Consider the following 22,123-nt stretch of genomic DNA (forward strand, 5'->3'; position numbering starts at 1 on the left):
AGGGGCCGCCGAGCCATGAGAGACCAGACAGCAAGGCAGGAGATCGGTCGGTACGCGGTACGGCACGCCACGCCCGCGGACGTACCCGGCGCGCGGAGCGTCATGCTCGACACGTTCTACCGGGAGTTCGACTACGGCTACGTACCCCAGTGGCACGACGACGTCATCGACATCGAAAACACCTACCTCGCCCACCCGCGCCATGCCCTCGTCGTGGCGGTCCTGGGCGAAGAGGTGGTCGGCACCACCGCACTGAACTCCCGGGGCCCCGCCCACCCCCCGCACCCGCGCCGGCTCGCCGAGCGCTACCCGTCCGGGCGCACGGCGCAGCTCCTGCGGGTGTACGTGCGCCCGGACCACCGCAGGCACGGACTGGCCCGCGCCATGGTCAGGGCCGCCTGCGAGTTCGCCGCGGGCGTCCCCGGGTACGACACCGTCTACCTGCACACGAACGTCGACGTCCCCGGAGCGGAGGCGTTCTGGCGCAGCATGGCCGACGAGGTCTGCGACGCGCGGACGACGGGCGAGCACGGCGGCTACGGGACGGTCCACTTCGAGATCCCGATGCCCATCGCGGCAGCCGCAGGCCAACGCGGCAGCCAGGGAGCTGGGGCGCGTATCGAGTCGTGATCATCGGGTGGGGGAAACGGCCCGGCCCCCGGCTCAGGTTCCGGGGAGGATACGGCGCGTTTCGTAGGCCCACATCGCGATCTCGACCCGGTTGCGGGCGCCGAGTTTGGCCATCAGGCTGGCCAGATGCGTCTTCACCGTGCTGAGGCTGATGTGCAGCGCATCGGCGATCTCGGTGTTGGTCAGCCCGCGGGCGACGGCGAGGAGCACCTGCTCCTCGCGGGCGGTGACCGGGGAGACCGGCTGGGCCACGGGCCGCCCGGCGGGCAGGTCCGCGAACGCCTGGAGCAGCCGGACGGTGACGCTGGGCGCGATGAGCGCCTCCCCGTCCGAGGCCGACCGTACGGCCTGCGCCAGAAGGTCCGGTCCCGTGTCCTTGAGGAGGAATCCGCGGGCGCCGGCACGCAGTGAGCCGTAGACGTATTCGTCGAGGTCGAACGTGGTGATGACGACCACGGCCAGCGGGTCGGCGACGCCCGGGCCGGCGACCAGCCGGGTGGCCTCGAGCCCGTCGAGCACGGGCATACGGATGTCGAACAGGCAGACGTCGGGACGCAGTTCGCGGGCCAGACGTACCGCTTCCCGCCCGTCGGCGGCCTCGCCGACCACCTCGATGCCGGGCTGGGCGTTCAGCATGATCCGCAACCCGGTGCGGATAATCGTCTGGTCGTCAGCGACGAGGACGCGAATGGACACCGCTCTCGCTCCTCGCTCTCGGCAGTTCGGCTTCGACACGCCAGCCCCGGTCGGTCCCAGGGCCGGCTCGTAGTGTGCCGCCGAGCAGGGTGGCGCGCTCGCGCAGTCCGGTAAGTCCGTATCCGTCGCGACCCCGGCCGGTGCGCCGGCCGTTGTCGCGCACGCTCACCCGTACCGTGTGACGTTCGGCCGCGACCCGGACGACGAGCTCGGTCGCGTCGACCGCATGGCGCAGCGCGTTGGTCACCGACTCCTGCACGATCCGGTAGACGGCCGCGTCCACGGCCGGGGGCAGCGCGTCCAGTTCGCCGTCGAGCCCCAGGTCGACCCTGAGGCGACCGCCCGGGCTGCGCACCAGGCGCTCCAGATCCGCGACTCCGGCAGGGGGCGCCAGGTCGGCGCCGACCCCGCGGTCGCGCAGCGCGGCGACCATGGCGCGCATTTCCTCCAGCGTGCGCGCCCCTTCCTCCTCGACCCCCTCCAGCGCCTCGACGGCGGCGGACGGGTCGGTGCCCGCGAGCACCCGGCCCGCCTGGGCGATGATCACCATGGCCGACACGTGGTGGGCCACCGTGTCGTGCAGTTCCCGGGCGAGCTGCTCGCGCTCGCGGGAGCGCACCTGCTCCAACTGCCGCTCGCGAGCGGTCACCCAGAACCGCACGGCAGCCCCGACCACGCCGGGCAGCAGCAGGAAGACGAAGCCCACGACCTTTTCGACGACCGGGGTCCCGTCCGTGACCACGCACAGCGCGCCGACCGGGAGGATCACCGCGCCGCCCAGCACGATCTCCCGTCCCGATCCCCACCGGGGCAGCGCGTACACCAGCACGAGCACGACCGCGCCGGTGTACAGGCCGACGGGCTCGCGCGGTGCGGCGACGAGCGAGGCCACCGGAAGCAGGGCCACCGAGCCGAACGCCAGCGTCACCATCGCCAGCGGGCGGGTCCGGCGCCACAGGGGCAGCAGGCACAGCCATACGGCGACCACCACCGCCACCGGCCGCCACACGACGTCCTCGCGCAGGGTGGCCTCCAGCGCCACACCGGCTAGGCCCGCGGCGAGCAGCGCCCAGTCCCGCCACACCCGGGCGGGCGCGTCGGGCGGCCGGGGTTCGGTCCACAGGGTTCGCAGGTCGTCTCGGAGCACGTTCTCAGCCTAGGGACCGCGTCGTTTCGCGCATCGGCCGAAAGGACGGGTCGTCACTCCGCCCCTGGGCCGACGGATCCGCGGCCGGCGGGCCGATGCCGCGCAGCGCCGTGGCGACGAACCTCGGCATCGGCGGCCGTACAAGGACGGCCGACGAGGTGGTTGGAGGACCCGATGCTGTCGAAAGCCCTGTTGCGCCTGGGCGGGGGCGCGGCCCGCCATCCCTGGCGGGTGATCGCTGCATGGCTGGTCACCGCCACGCTCGCCGTCCTCGCCGCCGTCGCCTTCGGCGGGCGGACCGCGGACTCGATGACCGCTCCGGGACTGGACTCCCAGCGGGCCGCGCAACTGATCGAGCGGGCCGGCACCGGCCAGGAGGGGATGACCGCCCACGTGGTCGTCACCCCCCTCGACGACGGTGCGACGTTCTTCGACGACGACAGCGCGCGCACCGCTCTCACGCGGCTGCGGACCGAGGTGCGGCGGCTGCCCCACGTGCTCGGCACGAGCGACCCGGCGGGGGCACTCGACGCGGGCGGGGACACCGCCGTGCGCGGCGGCCTCGTCTCGGCCGACGGGCGGATCGCGGTCGTCCGGGTGCAGTACCCCGACCAGAGCCGGCTGTCGGCCGAAGACCTCGACGCCCTCGTCGATCTCGGCGACCGGCTGCGCGCCGAGCTGCCCCTGCGCGTCGAAATGGGCGGGAGCCTCTTCTACGCCTTCTCCGACCCCGACGGCGGCGCGAGCGAGCTGATCGGCATCCTCGCGGCGGCCGCGATCCTGTTCCTGGCGTTCGGTTCGCTCGTCGCCGCCGCGCTGCCGATCGGCATGGCGGTCTTCGGACTGACCGTCGGAGTGGCCACGATGACGGTGCTGGCGGGGGTGACGGACGTCCCTGCCTTCGCACCGGTCCTGGGCAGCATGGTCGGGCTCGGAGTGGGCATCGACTACGCGCTGTTCGTGCTCGCCAGGCACCGGGAGTACCTCGCGCGCGGGCTCGATCCACACGAAGCAGCCGGACGAGCGGTGGCCACGGCGGGGCGGCCCGTGGTCTTCGCCGGCGGCACCGTCGTCGTGTCGATTCTCGGCATGGCGGTCGCGAACGTGCCGTTCATGACGGTGGGCGGGCTTGCCGTCTCGATCGTCGTCCTGACCATGGTGCTCGCGTCGGTGACGCTGCTGCCGGCCTTCCTCGGCGCCGCGGGCCCACGCCTGGCCCGGGCCGGCCGGATCGGCCGGGCTCTTCAGGCCAGGCGGTCGGGCCGACTCGGTCGACGGCGGGATGCGGCGGCGGGCGCCGTCCCCGCCGCCGGGTGGCGGCGCTGGATCACCCACGTCAGCGGGCACCCGGTCCTGTACGCGGTCGGCGCGGCGGGGCTGCTGCTGACCGCGACGCTGCCCGTGCTCGGCCTGCGCGTCGGCCTGCCCGACGACGGCTCACTGCCCCACGGCCGTACCGAGCGCCGGGCCTACGACCTCGTCGCCGAGGGGTTCGGCGCGGGCACCAACGGTCCCCTCGTCATCGCTGCGGACCCCGCCGGTGATCCGGGAGTGCTGGACCGACTCGTCGGGGCGGTCGCGGCGGATCCGGGCATCGCATCCGTCGCACCGACGCACATCGATCGGGCCACCGGCATCGCGACCCTCGTGGTGTTCCCGACCACCAGCCCTCAGGACAAGGCCACGGCCGACACCATCGCCCGGCTGCGCACCGACGTGCTGCCCACGGCGATCGGCCACGGCCCGGCCAGGGCCCACGTCGGCGGCGCCGCCGCGAGCCTGTCCGATGTGGGCCGACGCACCAGCGAACGCCTGCCGGTGTTCGTCGCCGCCGTGCTGGCGATGTCGTTCCTGCTGCTGATGCTGGTCTTCCGCTCGATCCTCGTACCGCTCAAGGCGGTACTGCTGAACCTGCTCAGCATCGGCGCGGCCTACGGCATGCTGGTCGCGGTCTTCCAGTGGGGCTGGGGAGGCGCACTCATCGGGCTGGAAGCGACGGTTCCGATCGTGTCGTTCATCCCGATGTTCCTCTTCGCCATCCTGTTCGGCCTGTCGATGGACTACGAGGTGTTCCTCCTCTCCCGCGTACGCGAGGAGTACCTGCGCACCGGAGACAACGGCACGGCGATCGTCGAGGGCGTCTCGGGCACCGCCCGGATCATCACCTCGGCCGCCCTCATCATGGTGGCGGTCTTCCTGTCCTTCGCCGTCGCCGAGGACCCCTCCGCCAAGATGTTCGGGCTCGGCCTGGCCACCGCGATCTTCATCGACGCCACGGTCGTACGCATGGTGCTGGTACCGGCGACCATGACACTCCTCGGCCGGACCAACTGGTGGCTGCCGAAGTGGCTGGACCGGATGCTTCCCGGCGGCAAGCCGACCGCTAACGTGTCGGCGTCGTCCTGGCCTCCCTGATCCTGTGGCTCCGAGACCAGCCCGTGATCATTTGTCAGACACGCCCTAGGGGTGGGGTGGGCATACGGGACCTGAGGACTTGCCGGAGAGGTAGGCCGTGCGTTCTTGTGCGTCCAGGTCCCGGTTGACGGCACGACAGACCTTCCGGATCGCTTCGGACGGGGCGGGCAGGCTCACATGCCAAAGGCGCACCGTCTTGTCACCGCTGCCCGAGGCAAGCGTGCGACCGTCGGGGCTGAACGCCACTGAAGTCACCTCGTCGGCATGCTGCCCGATCAGGGTGACGTGGTTCTTGCCGGAGTCGGCATCCCACAGTCCCGTGGTCCAGTCGAAGTCGGCGGTGGCGAGGGTGCGGCCGTCGGGGCTGAACGCCACCGACGCCGCCTGGCTGGTCCGCCCGGCCAGGGTGCTCCGGGGTTTCCCGGTCGAGGTGTCCAGCAAGCGCACGCTGTAGTCACCGATGGCGGTGGCGAGGGTGCGGCCGTCGGGGCTGAACGCCACGCTGTGCACCGTGTCGGAAGTGCGGCCGGTGAAACGGGCCTTGCCGGTGGTGACGTCCCACAGCCGTACGCTCTCGTCGGCGCTTCCGCTGGCGAGCGTACGTCCGTCCGGGCTGAACGCCACCGCACCCACGGAGCCGGTGTGTCCGGAAAGGGTGGCGCTTGGCTTGGCGGAGGCGGCGTCCCACAGCTTCACGGTGCCGTCGACGCTGCCGGTGGCGAGGGCGCGGCCGTCGGGGCTGAACACCACCGAGATCAGTTGGGAGGGGTCCTCCAGAACGGTGCGGGTCTTGCCGGTGGCGACGTCCCACAGCCTTACCGTGGTGTCGCTACTGGAGGTGGCGAGGGTGCGGCCGTCAGAGCTGAAGTCCACCTGCAGTACCTGGTCGCCATGTCCGGTCAGGACCGTCCGGGTGTTGCCCGTGGCGACGTCCCACAGGCGTACGGTCTTGTCCGCTCCGGCGCTGGCGACGGTACGGCCGTCGGGGCTGAAGGCCACGTCGTACACCAAGCCGGTGTGCCCGACCAGGGACCTGCCACCGCGAGGGGTGAGGTCCCACAGGCGTACGGTCCTGTCGTCGCTCGCGGTGGCGAGGGTGCGGCCGTCAGGACTGAACGCCACCGACTCCACCGTGTCGGTATGACCGATCAGCGTTCCGCTGATCGCCTCGGTGGCCACGTCCCACAGCCGCAGGAGGCGGTTGGTGCCGCCGATGGCCAGGGTGCTGCCGTCGGGGCTGAACGCCACGGCCTGAACCGCGCCGATGGCCACGTCCAGGGAGCTGCGCATCTTTCCGGTGGCGGCATTCCAGACCTTCATGGTGCCGTCACCGCTGCCGGTGGCGAGCGCGTGGCCGTCGGGGCTGAACGCGATCACGTAGACCGCGTCGGTGTGGCCCGTCAGAGTGGTGCGGGGTGCGCCCGTTTCGGTGTCCCACAGCCGTCCTGTACCGTCCGCGCCGGCGGTGGCGACGGTCCGCCCGTCGGGGCTGAACGCCACGGAGAACACCGTCGAGCCGTGCCCGGTCAGCGTGGTGCGGATCGCTCCGGCGGCCGTGTCCCACAGCTGAGCGGTGCCGTCTCCGCCGGCGGTGGCGAGGGTGCGGCCGTCGGGGCGCGGGCCTTGCCGGTGGCCGTGTCCCACAGTCGTACGCCATCTGCGCTCGCGGTGGCGAGGGTGCGGCCGTCGGGGCTGAAGGCCACCGAAGCCACCTCGTCGGGGTGCCCGCGGAGCGTGGCGCGGGTCGTGCCGGCGGTGGTATCCCACAGCCGTGCGGTGCCATCGGCGCTCGCGGTGGCGAGGGTGCGGCCGTCGCGGCTGAACGCCACCGAATTCACCGTGTCGGTGTGCCCCGGCAGCCGCCGATATCCCGGTAGGTACGCGGCCGTCCGCAGCGCGGCCAGGGCCTCGGGCGTGGGGCCGGCGCGGTACGCCCGGACGGCCAGCAGCGAGGAGAGGTCGGGGCTCACGTCGAGAAGCGTGCGGGACTGGGTGGCGAGCTGCCGGGACAGCGCCGCCTGCCGTTCGTCGGCCGCTGTCCGCCACTGCAGCACCGCGATCCCGGCGGTGATCAGCGCGAGGCCCAGGAGCGCGGCCAGGACGGCGATGAGATGTCTGCGCCGCCGAGCCAGGGCCTGCCGGCGTTTTCGGCTCGCGGAGAGAAAGACCGCGATGTCCTCGGGCAGACCGCGGTCTCGTGACCGCGCGAGGCCTTCCGCGAGTGCCGTCCCCGCGAGCAGGTCGTTCGGGTCCTGGTTCTCGGCCCAGCGCCGCTGCCGTTCACGGGTGCGATGGAGCCACTCCTGGAATTCGTGGTCTTCGCGAACCCACCCCCGCATCGCACCCCAGTCACGGATCAGCGCGTCATGGATCAGTTCCGCCACCGGCTCGCCCGGCGGGTCACCGGGTCGGTCCAGGTCGCGGACCGTCTGCGTGGTGATGAGGCGATGGTGGGTGAGAGCGGCGATGACCGCATCGAAGTCACCCCCAGGTGCACCACTGGGGCCGGCCGTCAGGTCGCGCAGTTCGTCGAGGGGGATCTGCGCTCGGACGGCGGGGGTGCGGAGGTCGCGGTCCTCGGGGTGAACCAGGGAGGTGAGGACGCGCTGCGCGATGCGCTGCCGGCCCTGGGACAGCTCGTTGAGGGCGCTGTCGCACCATGTCGTCAGGCTTCCGCTGACCGCTCCGATCCGCCGGTAGGCGTCGTGGGTCAGGTAGCCGTCGTGCCGCCGCAGCCACAGCTGTTTGAGCGTCATCTCGAGCAGGGGCAGTACGGTGACCGGTGCCCGGCGTTCCGCCGCCGGTTCCCGGCTGGTCGCCAGGACGTCGCTGATGATCTGCTCGGGCAACCCCGGCTGGAAGCGGAGTTTCACCTTTCCGGCCGGCAGCACGATGATGTCGTGTAGGTCCCGCCGGCTCAGCGTGCCCGGCACGTTGAGGAGCCCCGGGGTGGCCGCCTCAAGCAACCGGGGAGCCATGGCGGCCAGTTGGGGATAGAAGTCGTCGCGCATGATCAGGATCACGCCGAGCTCAGTGTACGTGTCGGCGACCTGGGTGATGTCGTCGATGGCGCCGAGGAATTCCTGCAGTCGACCGTCGGCGCTCTGCAGCAGCAGCTCTTCGAATTGGTCGACGACCAGCAGAACCCGGTGGTGTTCGGGCTCGTCCCGCAGCCGTTGGCTGACCGCCGCCAGGATCCCGTCACGCCGGGTGCCCGGCAGGCCCGCCCGCTCGATCTCCGCCGACAGGTCCTGCCGGGGCCGGGCCAGCACCGGCAGCCATCGGTCGCTTCCCGGTACCTCCGCCCGTGCCAACGCAGGCAGAACTCCCGCCTGGATCAGCGACGACTTCCCCGACCCCGACGGCCCGAGCAGCAGCGTCACGCGCTGCTGGTGGCCGAGGGCGGCCAGGACCTGGCGCACTGCCTCCTCCCGCCCGTGAAACCAGCGGGCGTGCTCCGTGGTGAACGGCTCCAGCCCCTGGTAGGGACACACCTCCTGCGGGGCCAGCTCCGGCATGATCTCCCGCAGGACCTGCGATGGCGTGACGTAGGCGATGCCCTGCCCGCGGGCGAACGCATCGGACGCCGTGATCTCGGTGAGCATGCCGATGACCAGGCCGGTCACCTCATCGAGGACGGGCCCGCCGCTGAACCCGGTGGTGAGGTCGTTGGCGTCGGTCAGCTGAAGACGCGTCCCGCCGCGCCCCGCAGACGGCAGCAGGTCGCCCACCGCCGCGAAGCCCAGGTGGCCCCCGCGCGGCGCCTGCGCCGGAAAGCCGAACGACCGCACCTCATGGCCGCGGCAGCCCTCCGCGGAGCCCAGCGGCAGCACCTTGGTGCCCGCCGGCGTACCGAGCAGCCGGACGAAGGCCACGTCCTCGTCCTCGGGCGCCCGCCACCGTTCGGGGAGGACCTCCCCCTCCAGCCCGTCCGCACCGGCCGCACGGGGGAAGGCCAGCGTCACCCGCTCCCCAGGTCCGCTTCCGGCGGCCAAGATGACGTGCGCACACGTCACCAGGACCTCGTCGGCCACCAGGAAGCCCGCCCCGGCCACGCTCCCGTCCAGCCCGAGGATCTGCGCCACCGCCGTCGGCAGCTCCGACGGAGCCTCCTGGTCCGCCCGCTGTCCGGCGCTGGTCAATGGACGCTCCGCCAGGACACGGTCACCTGAAGATGGCAAGCGGCCGTGCCCTTGGTGATCACCGCGCCGGCCTCGACCGCCAGGTCCACCCCGAACTCGATCGTGATCTCGTCGGGCCGCGCCTTGCGCAACTGGTCGAGGGCGGTCTGCGCCGCCCGGGTGACCGGCTCCAGAGCCTCGCCGAACGTTCCCGCGACGTCGCAGACGAGATTCCCGGCCCGCCCGGCCTTCACCGGTCCCTCCATGCCGGCATCCCCCTCCACCAGCACCCAGCCGCCTCCCTCCAGCCGGATCCGGGTCAGAGGTGTCACGATGCCTCCTCCGCTGCTCGCGCGCGCTCACCAGCAATCACAGCCAGCATCCGGCACCCCGGTCCATGCCGCACCACAGCCGACCTGAACAGCGCAGACCAAAGGGCCGGCCGCGCCTTCTCACGAGGGCGGGGTGTGACCACCGGAAGGTCGTCCGCCAACCGCGCCGAGCGGGCCCCGCGGCGCGCACCGGCCCGAATGACGTCCGGACGCCGTCCGGTTGACTACTCTGCGTACATGCCGAATGCTCCTGCGCAGTCGAGGTTGCGAGAGATTCCGGGCTGGGCGGTGGGGCTGTGCCTGTTCGGGCTCACCGCCGGTCTCTGCTTGATCATCTGGTACATGGTGGACCCTCCGTTCCTGGACAAGCCCGCAGGGAACAGCGAAGTGGCCCTCCAGTTCGCGGCGACGGCCGAAGAGGCCCGCGCCCTCGTGAACGGCGTCGGAGGCGGGCACGGACACGGGGTCACGCTGTTCCAGGACGGCCTCGTACTCGACTGGCGCATGTTCATTCCCGGGTACGCGCTGGCCCTGACCGGGGCCTTCGGACTCGGACACCTCTTCCTGTACCGGGAGTCCGCGCGCCTGTGGGCCCGGCGCGCCCTCGCCCTCACCCCCCTGCCGGTGGTGGCGGACTGCGCGGAGAACATCTTCCTCTGGAGGGCATTGAACCGGCTCGCCGCCGATCCGGTGCCGGACTTGACGTGGGCGTCCTACTTCGCCCAGGTGAAGTGGGCGCTCGTCGTCCCGCTGGTGGCAGCGGCCCTTCTGATCGTCGTCATCCTCTACTGCCGCCGGGTGCTGGACCCGTCCTTCGTGCGGAGTGCGCGGGAAGACCGCCTCCGTCCTGTCGTGGCTCACGCCCACCGGCTCGTGGACGGCACGGAGAGCCAGTGGAGCGACCCGGACGTGATCCTGCCGCCTGCCGCGCCCCACGATTGGGAGCCCCGAGCCGAGTGGACCGCCGCCGGCCCGGCGCAACCTGGCGAGACCATTGCCCGGAACCCGAAGGACAGCCCGGTGACCCGCTGGCGCACCCGCGCGTACCAGCCGCCCGGTCGGCAGCCCGCGGAGATCGGCTTCTGTGTCTCCGGCGGCGGCATCCGGTCGGCATCGGTCACCCTCGGCGCGCTGCAGGCACTACGCGGACAACTGCTCAAGGCGACGTATCTGGTGTCGGTGTCCGGCGGCGGGTACACCGCCGGGGCTTTCCAACTGGCGCTGACCGATGCCCGGCTCCGGGCCCCGGACGGGAGCCTTTCAGTGCGGCCCGGACTCGCGAAACCCGTGGATGTGTTCGCGCCGGGCAGCCCGGAGGAGGACCACATCCGCCGACACGCGAAGTACCTGGCGGACGCGCCGAAGGAGAAGCTGCACGCCGCGGGGGCGGTGCTGCGGGGAATGGCCGTCTCCTTCGGCATGCTTGCGCTGGTCTTCGCCGTGGCCGGTCAGTTCCTGCACCAGTTCTACTCGTACGTCCCACTGACCGAACTCCACCCCTTCGGCACGAAAGCGGAGGGGTTCGGCCCGTCCCTTCATCTGCGCCCGACCGCCTGGCGCCCCGTCCTCTTCCTGTTCGGCCTGGCCGGTCTGGTGTCCGTCGGGTACGCCTTCACGCGGGCCGGCAGCGGCAAGTCCCGCCCCGCCTGGCTGCGCAGCACGGTGAACACGCTCACCGGCCTCGCGCTGGCGGTCGCCCTGTACTCGATCGTCCTTCCTTCGGTGATCTGGTTCTTCGCCGCTCTGGCCCACAAGGCCGACCGAGGGGGCTATTGGGACGACAGCGGGACGGGGGTCGCCCTGCTCGGCGCGATCACGGCGGCTGCCACGGCCGCGGGTACGTGGTTCACCGCGGTCCACAAAACGGTGAAGAGGCTGAGGCCGGACGGTGAGAGGACGGGTCCGCTCGCCAGGGGCGGCACATCCCTCGTCACGCAGGTCGGCACCAGCTGGGTGAAGGCAGCGGTGTGCTGGCTGGTGCTGCTCCTGGTCGCGTTCTTCGGCCTCGCCCTCATGTCCTGGGCCGCCGTCTACGCGGGCAGCTGGGCGGCGGCTTGGCAGGTGGGAGTGCCGGTCGCCCTCATCGTGCTGACGCTCGTGATCGACCAGACCACGTTCAGTCTGCACCCCTTCTACCGGCAGAGGTTGGCCGGTGCCTTCGCCGTGCGCCGCGCTGTGTTGAAGGACGGCTCGGTCGGCGCCCTGCCGTACGACTACAACAACGAGCCGACCCCGCTGAGCCTCTACGCACAGCGGGTGGAGGGCTTTCCTCAGATCATCTTCGCCGCCTCCGCGGCCGTGTCGCTGCGCAACCGCACCGCTCCCGGCCGGCCCGCCGTGCCCTTCACCTTCGCCTCCGACTACTGCGGCGGACCCGACACGGGCTGGGTCCGCACCGGCACTCTTCAGAAGACGGCCCCGGCGCTGATCGGGCGGGACCTGACCGTACAGTCCGCCGTCGCCGTGTCCGGAGCGGCCTTCGCCTCCGCGATGGGCTCACAGACGATGTTCATGGAGCGGCTGCTCGCGCTGTCCAACGTGCGGCTCGGCACCTGGGTGCCCAACCCCCTCTACCTCGCGGAACTGGCGACGTACGGGCCCAACCGGATCATGCCGCGGCTGCCACGGGTACGGCGGCTGCGGTACCAGCTCCAAGAGCTCGTGGGCCGGTACTCGGACACCACTCCCCTGCTGCTGTGCACCGACGGCGGGCACTTCGACAATCTCGGTCTGGTCGAGATGCTCCGGCTCCGCTGCCGGACCGTCTACGTCATCGACGCCTCGGGGGACTCGCCGCCGCTGGCGACCACCCTCGCGCAGGCGATCACGCTCGCCTACGAGGACCTGGGAGTGACGATCACCTTCGATGACGAGGGGCAGAGCCTGCTGAACCTGGTACCCGGCAGCGCGGAACCGCTCCCGCCCGAGGCGCCGATGGCCTCCCTGAACGCCCGGTTTTCCGTCAGCGGCGTGGTGCGAGGCACGATCGAGTACCCCGAACCGGTCCTGTTCTCGCCCGACACGCCACCCGCCACCAAGGGGACGATCATCTACGTGAAGGCCGGCCTGACCCCTGACATGCCGTACGAGCTGCTCAGTTACGCCCTCCGGGAGAAGGCCTTCCCCCGCCAGGCCACCTTCGACCAGTGGTTCGACCACGCCCAATTCGACGCCTACCGGGAGCTCGGACACCACCTCGGCACCAAAGCCGCGCAGGTGCGCCCCGTACACGCGGCGCGGTCCGGTGTCAGGCGCCGCGGATCCGGGCACGCCCCTCAGCCGTAGCGGGGAGGTGCGGGCAGCGCTGGAGCACCGGGAGGCGGCGCGCGGTGCCGTCCCGTACGCAAGGTCCTGTCACCGTTCTCCGTGCCAGTACGCGTCGTGCGTGCGGTGGGCGTCGGTCAGACCCTCGCGGAAGTACCGCTCGTAGTAGTCGTTCTCGAGGTGATGGGTCTGCAGCCACACACCGGGTACGTGGATCGTGTCGCAGTGGGCGGGGAACCGCCCGTGAGTCTCGTAGATGTAGGTACAGATGTCCCGCGTACACGCGATGACGTCGGCGGAGTAGTCACCGGCCTCGCGCAGGTACCGGCTGCCGAACTCCCCCCGGTAGATGCGGGCGAACAACCCCTCGTCGGAGTAGATGCCCCTCGGCCCGAACTTGCCCGCCACGACGTCGTCGACGGCCTCGCCCATGGTGGCGTAATTGGGCGGGCACATCGCCTTGATGAGATGTTCACCGTTGTGACGCAGGCCGACGGCCGTCGCCCTCAGGTCCGCGTAGCGCGGGAGCGGCACATGCCAGCGCAGGATGTCCGCCGGTCTCCACCGCGGGATGGTCCAGTCGAAATCGAGCATGGGACCGTAGGCGGGACGGAACTTCGGGTCGCCCAGCATGATCGACGGGGCGATCGAGGCGTGGATCCAGGCTCCGAGGCCCATGGCGTCGGCGGTGAGCATGAGGTTCTGGAGCAGCAGGTCGGCCTCGATCTGTGTCCGCATGGCCCAGATGAAGCCCAAGGGCAGCTTGATGTCCTCGTTGAGGAACCCCGACTTCACCCAGTCGCGCACGCCCGCCACGCGGTAGAGGTTGCGGTCGTCGACGATGGTCGGCCGTGCTCCCTCCGGCTGGGTCAGCAGGTACATCAACCCGTTGATGTACTGCCGTGACAGGTCCACCACGGGGAGGAGGAGGGTGCTGCCCGGCAGGTTCGACAGGAACCGGTTCGAGTCGAGGTAGGCGGGGAAGTCCCGCTTTCCTTCCGGTACGTCGATGCGGTGGTCGAGCAGCCGTACCTTCGCCTCGGCGGCCCGCGAGCAGAGGGTGTCCGGGTCGAACGCCGCCTCCCCGCCGTCGGATGCCGGGGGCAGCTTGCGCAGGAAGTAGGTGCCGGTGTCGTTGATCAGGAAGAAGTGCGTGCCCTGCGCGTTGTCGGGGCTGCCCGCGGTCCGGCCGGCCATGTTGAGATTCGGCTTGGCCATGATGGGCTTGCCGTCGCGGGGGTCGGCGAAAGGGCGGTCGGGCATGGTGAGGCCCGAGCAGCCCGTGATGGCGATGAGGACGGCCTCCTCGAGCTCGGTCAGCGGGGCTCGTGGTGCGGTGGAGGCCCAGCTCATCGAACCGGCCTCGACCGAGCTGCCGCGGCTGACCCGGTGGGTGCGGCGACGCCAGATCGACGTGAGCAGGGGGCGCTGCACGAGGGCTTCGAAGCCGGCATGCCTGTGGATGTTCAGCGGGTCGTTCATCATGCTGTCCCCTCAGGTGTGACCGGACGAGCCGGTCTCCCCCGGACTCGGCGCCCCGCACCGCGCCGTTCGTCAAGGGCGCGGGGCTCACCGGGGGGAGCGGCGGGCCCGGCGCCGTCAGCCGCGCAAGCGTGCCTCGATGGTCTCCACGAGACCGGCGATGACGCCGTCGGGCGAAGGGCTGTAGTGGGGGACGGCCCATCGCGTGATCCGGGCGTCGATGAGGGACGGCCGGCCGGAGGCGAGCGCTTCGCGGAACGCCTTCTCGAACTCCTCCAGCGTCTCGACGCGGTAGCCGTCGGCGCCGCACGCCTGCGCGTACGCGGCAAAGTCCGGGTTCTGGAACTCGACGAGCGCCGTTTCCGCGTAGGTGACGAGCTGGAACAGTTTGATCAGTTTGAATTCCTCGTCGTCGAAGATGATCCAGATGACGGGGATGTCGTTCTCGACGGCGGTCATCAGCTCGAAACCGGACAACGAGTAGCAGCCGTCTCCGCACCCTACGACGACGGTCCGTTCCGGGTGGGCGACCTTCATTCCGATGGCGCCGTTGACGTGGCCGGCCATCGGGCCGAACGAACCCACCTTGCGGAAGTTCTGCCCCTCCTCCAGCTCGACGTAGTAGCCGAGCCAGGCGACGTGTGCTCCCGCGTCGGCGAGCAGCACACCTCGTGGGGGCAGCATCCTGCCGATCGCCTGGGCCAGCTCCCCCGGGTGGATCCTTCCGGTCAGGTGCGTGATGTGACGGGCTTCGTAGTCGCGGCCGTCGACTTCGACCGCCGGGACGTCACCGACCCGTTCGTCGAGCGCCTCGTAGAGGGCGGCCACCCCCAGGCGCGCATCGGAGAGCAGCGCGTAGTCGGACCGGTAGGCCTTGTGGAACTCGGCCTCGGAGATGTTCACATGGACGAGCACCTTGTTCTCGAAGAGGTCCTCGCGGTAGTTGAACGTGGCGTGCTGGTTCAGGGAGTTGCCGACGCACAGCACGACATCGGCCTCGCGGAAAGCCTTCCACGCGCTGGAGTGCCCGCTGTCCGCGAAGACGCCCACCGAGAGCGGGTGCCCCTCGGAAACGATGCCCTTGCCGTCCAGTGTGGTGAGCAAGGGAATCTGGAACCGTTCGACGAAGCGCCGGATCTCCGCTCCCGCTCCGCTGCGGATCGCGCCGAACCCGACGAGCGCCACGATGCGCTTGCGCCGGGTGAGGGCGTCGGCCAGCATCGAGGCGATCGCCTCCACCCGGACCGGATCGGGGACGACCGGGGCCACGTCGAGCCGGATGTGCCGGAAGTCCGTCACCTCGATCCCGCGGTGGGTGAGGTCCTCCGGAACGTGGATGTGCACCGGACCCGGCCTTCCTTCGAAGGCGATGTTGACGGCTTCCTCGAGCACGTCACACGTGTCGGCGGCATCGGTGAGCAGGAAGGACTTCTTCGTCGTGGCGGCGAACATGGCCCGGGAGTCGGGCGTCCGGTTCAGGCCCGAGGTTTCGTTGAGGGAGCCCCAGCCCTGCCAGGCCCTCGATGCGTATCCCGAGACCGCGAGGACGGGGTAGGAGTCGGACATCGCCACAGCCAGGCCGGAGAACAGGTTGAACGCACCCGGCCCTGCCGTCGCGAAACAGAAGCCCAGTTCGTTCGTCAACATCGCGTGGCCGCATGCCATGAAGGACGCGGCCTGTTCATGCCGCGTGATGACCGGCCGGATCCGCTGGGAGTGCTTGAGCGCCAGCATCAGGCCGGCGGCGTTCTCTCCGGCCCCGCCGAAGGCGGCCCGTACTCCGATGTCTTCCAGACCCTTGACTATGGCTTCGTAAACCCTCATCGCCGTTCCCTCGTCCAACCCCCGCATGTGTTTGTCGGCGAGTGCGGTTTCGACGCGGCACGTGGTGCGGCCTTCCGGAACCAGTTTGCCAGTACTCGACGCATCCCGCTCCCGCACATCAAGCGGGCCGTACGAGTGGTGGGGGACGTCACCGCGCACGGCGCCCGCAACCTGGTGCGGAGGTTCCCTCCTGGGGGCGCGAAGCGGATGCCACCCGTCTGCTCTGTTCCGCGCGCCGCGGCCGGAGGCCTGGGTCAGTGTTGCCCTGTGTAACCCAGGTGCCCGCGGTCCCAGTCCCCGGGCAGCCGTGCAGCGTCACCTCGTCGTCCGCCGGCGTCGCGTCGGGACTGCGGGGGGCGCTTTGGCGAAGAGGCACACATGGCCGAGTTCAGGCAGTACGAGCGCTACGTGGGCGGCACCCCGGAGGCGGAACGACTCGTCTTCGAGCGGCTCGCCCGCGAGCTCATGCGGGTCCAGCTGAAGTCCAGGAAGCGCAGTGGCGCCGCCGACCTCGCGCGGACGTTCCATGCCAAGGCCGTCCTCGGCGCGGAGAACGCGCGTCTGACCTTCGCCGGCGACCTGCCACCCGACCTGCGGACCGGCTTCGCTCAACCGAGTGCCGAGTACCCCGTCACCGTACGGCTCTCCAATGCCAACGGCACCCGCCGGCCCGACCACGCCCCCGATCTGCGCGGAGCGGCCTTGCGCATCGTGACAGGAGCCGGTGAAGCACACGACCTTCTGATGACGAGCCATCCGGTCTCGCATGCGCGCAACGCTCGCGAGTTCGTCGAATTCGCGAAGGCCATGGCGGGCGCCGACTCGACGCCGCGCAAGGCCCTCGCGCTGTTCGTCACGCTGCCGCTCGCCGTCGGATGGTCCACGGCCGCGCGTATGCGGCGAAACGTGCGCGCGGGTACGAGCCGCACGGTCCGCAGCCTGGCGCTGGAAACCTACTGGAGTCGCGGCGCCATCCTGTGGGGCGACGCGGGGCCGGTGCGTTATCAGCTGAGCCCGGCGGACGACGCTCCCCCGGCCCCCGACCCCTCCGGCACCGACCCCGATTACCTGCGGCACGAACTGGCGCAGCGGCTGAAGGACGCGGACGTCGTCTTCGAGTTGTACGTCCAGCGCTACGTGGATGCCCGCCGGACGCCGATCGAGGACGGCGCGGCCGAGTGGAAGGAGGAGGACACGCCTCTCGTGCGGGTGGCAACGCTGACCATCCCGCGCCACGACATCAACTCGGCCGGTGCTCGGGCCGCAGCGGCACGGGTGGACGAGCTCGCCTTCAACCCGTGGAACACGACGGAGGAGTTCCGGCCCCTCGGAAACCTCAACCGTGCACGCAAGGTCGCCTACGAAGCCAGCAGCGCCCACCGCCTCGGCCACCGCTTCGCCCACGTCGAGCCCCGGCGCAACGCCGTACTGGGCGTGCCGTTGCGTGCCGTCTTCCGCGGCCTCAACCGAGTCGTCCCCTGGCACCGGCTGCCCACTCGTCTGGGTCTGCTGAACCTCGTGGCCTTTCGGCAAGAGCTGCGCCGGCACAACCTGATCGACACCCAGGTGCGCGAGGCTCCGCCCAGAGCGCAGCCCGTGCCCGCTCCCGTCGACGAGGAGATGCGGCTCGCGCGGAGCTACGACGGCACCTGGAACGACCTGTCCGCGCCGGGGATGGGCGCTGTCGGGTCCGCCTTCGGGCGCAACCTCGCGCCCGTCTTCCAACCGGAGCTGTTCGACGTACCGAACCCGGTCACCGTCAGTCGGGAGCTACTGCACCGCGACGTCTTCATCCCCGCACGCTCCCTCAACGTCCTGGCGGCTGCCTGGATCCAGTTCCAGGTGCACGACTGGGTCAACCACAAGCGCTATCCCACCGGTACGAAGACCGTCGAGGTGCCGCTGCCTCCCGGTGTGACGTGGCGGAACACGCCGGGCGGACGTCCCGAGGAGGTCATGCGCTTCGCCGAGAACGACGGGCTGCACCCGGCCGATGGCCAAGGTCCGCCGACACTGTTCGCCAACTCGGCGTCCCACTGGTGGGACGGCTCAGAAATCTACGGTGGCGACGAGACCACCGGAAGGTCGCTGCGCGAGCCGGGCGGCGGTGCCTCGCTGCGCCTGGAGGACGGCCACCTGCCGGCCGGGCCGGACGGCCTCCCGCTCACCGGGTTCGCCGAGAGCTGGTGGTACGGCCTCAGCGCCATGCAGACCCTCTTCGCGCGCGAGCACAACGCCGTGTGCGACGCGCTGCGGCGGGAGTACCCGCGGCTGAGCGAGGACCGCGTCTACCACACCGCGCGACTGGTCGTCTCGGCTCTCATCGCGAAGATCCACACCGTGGAGTGGACTCCCGCGATCCTGGCCACCGAAGTGATCGACATCGGCCTGAAGACCAACTGGCAGGGGCCGCCCGAGAAGTGGCTCGAACAGTTGGGGCTGTGGCTCTTCGAGGCGCACTCGCTGACCGGCATCCCCGAGACCCTGCCGGACCACCATGCCGCTCCGTACTCGCTGACCGAGGACTTCGTCACCGTCTATCGCATGCACCCGCTGCTCCCCGACGACTTCGAGATCGTGGATCACCGGCTCGGCCGACGTCTGGACAGCCTCGGCTTCAACGACGTGCAGGGCCCCGCCGCAGAGGCACTGATCCGCACGACCGGTCTGCCCAATGCGCTGTACTCGCTGGGCATCGCGCATCCCGGGGCGATCACCCTGCACAATTATCCCCACGCCCTGCGGGCGTTCGAGCGGGACGGCGAGATCATCGACCTGGCCGTCGTCGACTTGGTACGCAGCCGCCGTCGCGGTGTACCGCGCTACAACGACTTCCGGGCAGGTCTGCACAAGCCGCGCGCGCGGCGGTTCGAGGACGTGTCCTGTGACGCGGAGACGGTGGCACGCTTGAAGGAGGTCTACCGCAATGTCGATCAGATCGACACCATGGTCGGTCTCTTCGCCGAGAACCCCCCGCAGGGTTTCGGTTTCAGCGACACCGCCTTCCGCATCTTCATCCTGATGGCGACCCGCCGCCTGCAGAGCGACCGCTTCCTCACGGTCGACTTCAGGCCCGAGGTGTACACCCCCTTGGGCATCGACTGGATTCAGCGCAACGGCATGACCAGCGTGGTGACGCGGCACTGCCCCGAGCTGGCGGGCCTCCTCCCACGAACGGCCAACGCGTTCGCGCCTTGGCGCCTGGCCATGGAGAGGGGGACCGAAGGCGGTCGCGGCTGAGAGACGCCGCGCCCCCCACGGGCAGGGACACCGGGCGGTGTCAGATGGTGAACGGCCTCTGCTTGAGGAAGCCGTCCGCCGGGCTGCCCGTCGTGTAGAAGTTCGGGCTCTGGATGGGTGGCATGCGCTTTTGGATGTCGCGGTGGAAGGTGCGGTAGTCGCCCTGGAAGGCGCCGTCCGCCCACACCTTGAGAAGGGTCGCGGTGAACAGTCCGTTGACGGCTCCGTCGGACGCGACCTGGTTGTCCTGGCAGGCGGCGATGAGCACGGCGTCGGCCGGCCGGCCTCCGTCGCCGTTCTTGAGTTCGCGCTGAAGGCCCTCGTAGAAGGCCCGGTCCCGTGTGAAGGCCCGCTGCTGCTCGAGCAGGGGCATCAGCCGGGACGCCGCCTCCACGTGGCCGGGGTCACGGGTCTGGAACTGCGACTGCAGCGCCTCCGGGGAGAGCAGCCCCTGGAGGGACTCGATGGCGCTGCCGCTGTGGCAGCAGTCCAGCAGGACGACGATCCTGACTCCCTCCTCGAACCGCCGGAATTCCCGGTAGAGCTCGTCGTCCAGGAACTGGCGGTCGAAGAACACCAGCGTTTCGTCCAGCCGGTCGGGTTCGTCGTCCGACCCGACGACGTTGTCCATCTGGCCACCGTGGCCCGAGTAGGTGAAGAGCAGGATGTCCCCGCTCTTGAGCCGGCCGGCCGCCTTGCGCAGTTCCCCGGTGATGTTCTCCACCGTGCCGTCGTCAGTCAGGATCACGGTGTCGCCGAACCCGCCGGCGCGGGCCACCGCCGCCATGTCACGGGCGTCGTTCTCGCAGGCGAGGAGCTTGCCGTCCCAGCCGCCGTAGGCGTCGGGATCGACCTTGTTCAGACCGACGTGGATGGACAGGCCAGTGGGCACGGGTACTCCTCGGGGCGTGGCGTGTGGGGTCGACAGCATGGGTTCCGCAGGCGTTGCCGCCTGAACCGGGGCGCCGGGGGACGCCGCCCGATTGGGCCTGTCGAGAGAAGCCGCTCTTCGGGTGACCCGTCGCATGGGACCGTAAATGATCACTTATGCACGGTATGACTGTTATATGAACGCAATCAACACGCCGTCGGGTCAGGCCGCGAGCACCAGAGCACGGCAGGACTCTCTCGCCGACCGCGCCGGCTACGACGAGTCCTTCCTCGGTTCCGTCATCCCGCTCCCCGTGCCCGCTGCGGCAGGGATCGAGACGGTGGTCCTCCCCTACACCCACTTCACCGTCGTCCTGCGCCCCGACCGCAGACTGGCCGCCTCCACCGCCGTCTGCATCGACGGCGAACGGCTCGTCGACGACGTACCCCGCGACGACGCCTGGGGGTTCGACCCCCGCGTACCCGAGACCCAGCAGGCCGGCAACGAGATCTACCGTGACAACTCCCTGGACCGGGGGCACCTGGTCCGCCGCCTGGACCCCGTCTGGGGCGCCGCAGCCGAGGCCGACCGCGCGAACACGGATACCTTCCACTTCACCAACGCGGCCCCGCAACAGGACTCCTTCAACCAGGGCAAAGAGCTGTGGCAGGGGCTGGAGAACCATCTGCTGGACCACGCGGCGCAGTTCGACCGCAAGCTGTCCGTCTTCACCGGCCCGGTCCTGCACGACTCCGACCCGCCCTACCGGGGCATCCAGGTGCCCCTGCGGTTCTGGAAGGTGGCCGCCTTCGTCCAGAACGGTCGGCTGGCCTCGACCGGGTACATCCTCGACCAGAGCCCGGACCTCAGCCGCGACCGCGAGCGGGCGATGGCGGGCGCCAAGCCGGGCGATCCGCCGCCCCTCGGCCCGTACCGCACGTTCCAGGTACCGGTCACCGACATCGTCGAGCTCACCGGCCTCGACTTCGGGCCCCTGCCGGCCGCCGACCTGATGCCCGTCACCCGCGCGCCGGCGGAGCGCTGGAAACGTCTGGAGAGTTACGAAGACCTGGTCCTGGGCAGCTGAAATGGACGAGGCCACCGTCCTGTACGTCCACGGCAACGGGAACAAGGTCCGCAAGGAACTACTCAAGTCCCAATGGGACGAGGCGCTGTTCGGCAGGGACATGGGCGCGGCATCGCGGATGGCCTACTGGGCGCCGGTCCGGTACGGCACCCCCCTGCCCGACAACGAGCCCGATCCGCTGTCCGGCGGCCCGCCGCCCGCTGGGGAACTCCCGGACGCGGGGGCCCCACGGACCCCCGAGGAGTTCATCGAGCACACGCTCCGCGAGGCGCGCCGGAAGGCCGGTCCGGCGCCGGGACACGCGCCGGGGAGACGGTCTCCGCAGGCCGGGGAGGAGGAACTGGCGAACTGGCTGGCGAAGATGACGTACTCGGCAGAGACGCTCGGCCGGGCCGAGGAGGCGGTCCCCGCCCCGGCGTCGTCGGACCTCGCCAAGGCGCTGCCGCTCCCCGCGTTCATGCGCGCACACGTCTTCGAGCTGCTCGTGAAGCTCACTTTCGAGGACGTGTACGCGTACTTCTTCGGCGGAGTCGGCGAGGCGATGCGCGAGGTCGTCCGGCGCGAGCTGGCCGAGGTGCGCGACGGGCCGCTCGTCGTGCTGGGGCACAGCCTCGGCTCGGTCATCGCCTACGAGGTGCTCCGCGAGGAGCGACGGGACGTGCCCCTGTTCGTCACCGTGGGATCCCCTCTCGGTATCGCCGAGGTCCAGGACCGGCTCGCCCTCCCGACGGCGGTCCCGGCGGGTGTGGACGCCTGGTCCAACGTCTCCGACCTTCGGGACGTGGTGGCGCTCGACCACTGGCTGCGGCCCGAGTACGGTCCTCCCGGCCTCGTGACCGACCATCTGGTCCGAAACGACAGCGGCAACCACCACGGCATCGCCCCGTACCTGCGCAGCGCGCCCGTCCGGCAGGAGGCCCACGCGCTTTTCGGCCGCGTTGCGACGGACCGGGCCGAGTGAAACCATGGCAGGTATCAGGCGTCCGTCTTTCCACGCCGCCACGGCGGTCTGTG

The 22,123-nt window shown here is 70.6% G+C and carries 14 protein-coding genes; 6 read left to right on the forward strand and 8 right to left on the reverse strand.

Features of this window, described 5'->3' with window-relative positions; translation table 11 throughout:
* Positions 1-15 precede the first annotated feature (15 nt).
* On the forward strand, positions 16-630 hold the full coding sequence (locus ACZ6JT_RS04035; RefSeq protein WP_469206918.1) for a GNAT family N-acetyltransferase: 615 nt from the start codon (positions 16-18) through the stop codon (positions 628-630).
* Positions 631-663: 33 nt separating this feature from the next.
* Here ACZ6JT_RS04035 and ACZ6JT_RS04040 read toward each other — a convergent pair whose 3' ends face one another.
* Together ACZ6JT_RS04040 and ACZ6JT_RS04045 are read right to left on the reverse strand one after the other, a co-directional pair.
* Complete coding sequence (locus ACZ6JT_RS04040) at positions 664-1,326, reverse strand: response regulator (protein ID WP_150497990.1); 663 nt, start codon at positions 1,324-1,326, stop codon at positions 664-666.
* Positions 1,301-2,473, reverse strand: coding sequence for a sensor histidine kinase (locus ACZ6JT_RS04045; protein ID WP_469206919.1), 1,173 nt, complete (start codon positions 2,471-2,473; stop codon positions 1,301-1,303). Before ACZ6JT_RS04045 ends, ACZ6JT_RS04040 begins: the two co-directional genes overlap by 26 nt.
* A 174-nt stretch (positions 2,474-2,647) precedes the next feature.
* On the opposite strand from ACZ6JT_RS04045, the gene ACZ6JT_RS04050 reads away from it, so the two are divergent.
* Entirely contained in the window at positions 2,648-4,888 is a 2,241-nt protein-coding gene (locus ACZ6JT_RS04050) for an MMPL family transporter (RefSeq protein WP_469206920.1), read from the forward strand.
* 45 nt (positions 4,889-4,933) lie between these two features.
* Here the strand turns inward: ACZ6JT_RS04050 and ACZ6JT_RS04055 are convergent, their stop codons facing one another.
* From ACZ6JT_RS04055 to ACZ6JT_RS04065, 3 genes are read right to left on the reverse strand one after another with little or no spacing between them, the layout of a single operon-like run.
* Positions 4,934-6,532, reverse strand: coding sequence for a WD40 repeat domain-containing protein (locus tag ACZ6JT_RS04055; RefSeq protein ID WP_469206923.1), 1,599 nt, complete (start codon positions 6,530-6,532; stop codon positions 4,934-4,936).
* Positions 6,415-9,030: an nSTAND1 domain-containing NTPase gene (locus tag ACZ6JT_RS04060; RefSeq protein WP_469206924.1), complete on the reverse strand. Its 2,616-nt coding sequence runs from the start codon at positions 9,028-9,030 to the stop codon at positions 6,415-6,417. The genes ACZ6JT_RS04055 and ACZ6JT_RS04060 overlap by 118 nt, the downstream gene beginning before the upstream one ends.
* Positions 9,027-9,341, reverse strand: coding sequence for a CU044_2847 family protein (locus ACZ6JT_RS04065; protein WP_469206926.1), 315 nt, complete (start codon positions 9,339-9,341; stop codon positions 9,027-9,029). The genes ACZ6JT_RS04060 and ACZ6JT_RS04065 overlap by 4 nt, the downstream gene beginning before the upstream one ends.
* A gap of 342 nt (positions 9,342-9,683) precedes the next feature.
* On the opposite strand from ACZ6JT_RS04065, the gene ACZ6JT_RS04070 reads away from it, so the two are divergent.
* Positions 9,684-12,626 carry a hypothetical protein gene (locus ACZ6JT_RS04070; protein ID WP_469206928.1) on the forward strand — a complete coding sequence of 981 codons (2,943 nt, stop codon included), beginning with the start codon at positions 9,684-9,686 and terminating at the stop codon, positions 12,624-12,626.
* A gap of 69 nt (positions 12,627-12,695) precedes the next feature.
* Here ACZ6JT_RS04070 and ACZ6JT_RS04075 read toward each other — a convergent pair whose 3' ends face one another.
* A complete protein-coding gene (locus ACZ6JT_RS04075) occupies positions 12,696-14,090 on the reverse strand; it encodes a hypothetical protein (RefSeq protein ID WP_469206930.1) in 1,395 nt (464 codons plus the stop codon).
* Between the two features lie 114 nt (positions 14,091-14,204).
* Complete coding sequence (locus ACZ6JT_RS04080) at positions 14,205-15,911, reverse strand: thiamine pyrophosphate-binding protein (RefSeq protein WP_469206932.1); 1,707 nt, start codon at positions 15,909-15,911, stop codon at positions 14,205-14,207.
* A gap of 378 nt (positions 15,912-16,289) precedes the next feature.
* Here ACZ6JT_RS04080 and ACZ6JT_RS04085 point away from each other — a divergent pair, with 378 nt between their 5' ends.
* Positions 16,290-19,151, forward strand: coding sequence for a peroxidase family protein (locus ACZ6JT_RS04085; RefSeq protein ID WP_469206934.1), 2,862 nt, complete (start codon positions 16,290-16,292; stop codon positions 19,149-19,151).
* Between the two features lie 40 nt (positions 19,152-19,191).
* Here ACZ6JT_RS04085 and ACZ6JT_RS04090 read toward each other — a convergent pair whose 3' ends face one another.
* The gene (locus ACZ6JT_RS04090; protein ID WP_469206936.1) at positions 19,192-20,043 is read right to left on the reverse strand and encodes a caspase family protein; all 852 of its coding nucleotides are present in this window, start codon (positions 20,041-20,043) and stop codon (positions 19,192-19,194) included.
* 175 nt (positions 20,044-20,218) lie between these two features.
* Between ACZ6JT_RS04090 and ACZ6JT_RS04095 the strand changes: the two genes are divergently transcribed.
* Together ACZ6JT_RS04095 and ACZ6JT_RS04100 are read left to right on the forward strand one after the other, a co-directional pair.
* The gene (locus ACZ6JT_RS04095; protein WP_469206938.1) at positions 20,219-21,109 is read left to right on the forward strand and encodes a DNA/RNA non-specific endonuclease; all 891 of its coding nucleotides are present in this window, start codon (positions 20,219-20,221) and stop codon (positions 21,107-21,109) included.
* A 1-nt stretch (position 21,110) separates the two neighbouring features.
* Positions 21,111-22,070, forward strand: a complete 960-nt coding sequence (locus ACZ6JT_RS04100) for a hypothetical protein (RefSeq protein WP_469206940.1) — start codon at positions 21,111-21,113, stop codon at positions 22,068-22,070.
* The last annotated feature ends 53 nt before the right edge of the window (positions 22,071-22,123 follow it).

Source organism: Streptomyces sp. NPDC046308, assembly GCF_055588065.1.

Bases quoted from the DNA above. Each gene is read 5' to 3' on its own strand.
- ACZ6JT_RS04070 (WP_469206928.1), top strand. From the start codon at position 9,684: ATGGTGGACCCTCCGTTCCTGGACAAGCCCGCAGGGAACAGCGAAGTG.
- ACZ6JT_RS04100 (WP_469206940.1), top strand. From the start codon at position 21,111: ATGGACGAGGCCACCGTCCTGTACGTCCACGGCAACGGGAACAAGGTC.
- ACZ6JT_RS04050 (WP_469206920.1), top strand. From the start codon at position 2,648: ATGCTGTCGAAAGCCCTGTTGCGCCTGGGCGGGGGCGCGGCCCGCCAT.
- ACZ6JT_RS04035 (WP_469206918.1), top strand. From the start codon at position 16: ATGAGAGACCAGACAGCAAGGCAGGAGATCGGTCGGTACGCGGTACGG.
- ACZ6JT_RS04075 (WP_469206930.1), bottom strand. From the start codon at position 14,090: ATGATGAACGACCCGCTGAACATCCACAGGCATGCCGGCTTCGAAGCC.
- ACZ6JT_RS04095 (WP_469206938.1), top strand. From the start codon at position 20,219: ATGAACGCAATCAACACGCCGTCGGGTCAGGCCGCGAGCACCAGAGCA.
- ACZ6JT_RS04080 (WP_469206932.1), bottom strand. From the start codon at position 15,911: ATGAGGGTTTACGAAGCCATAGTCAAGGGTCTGGAAGACATCGGAGTA.
- ACZ6JT_RS04085 (WP_469206934.1), top strand. From the start codon at position 16,290: ATGGCCGAGTTCAGGCAGTACGAGCGCTACGTGGGCGGCACCCCGGAG.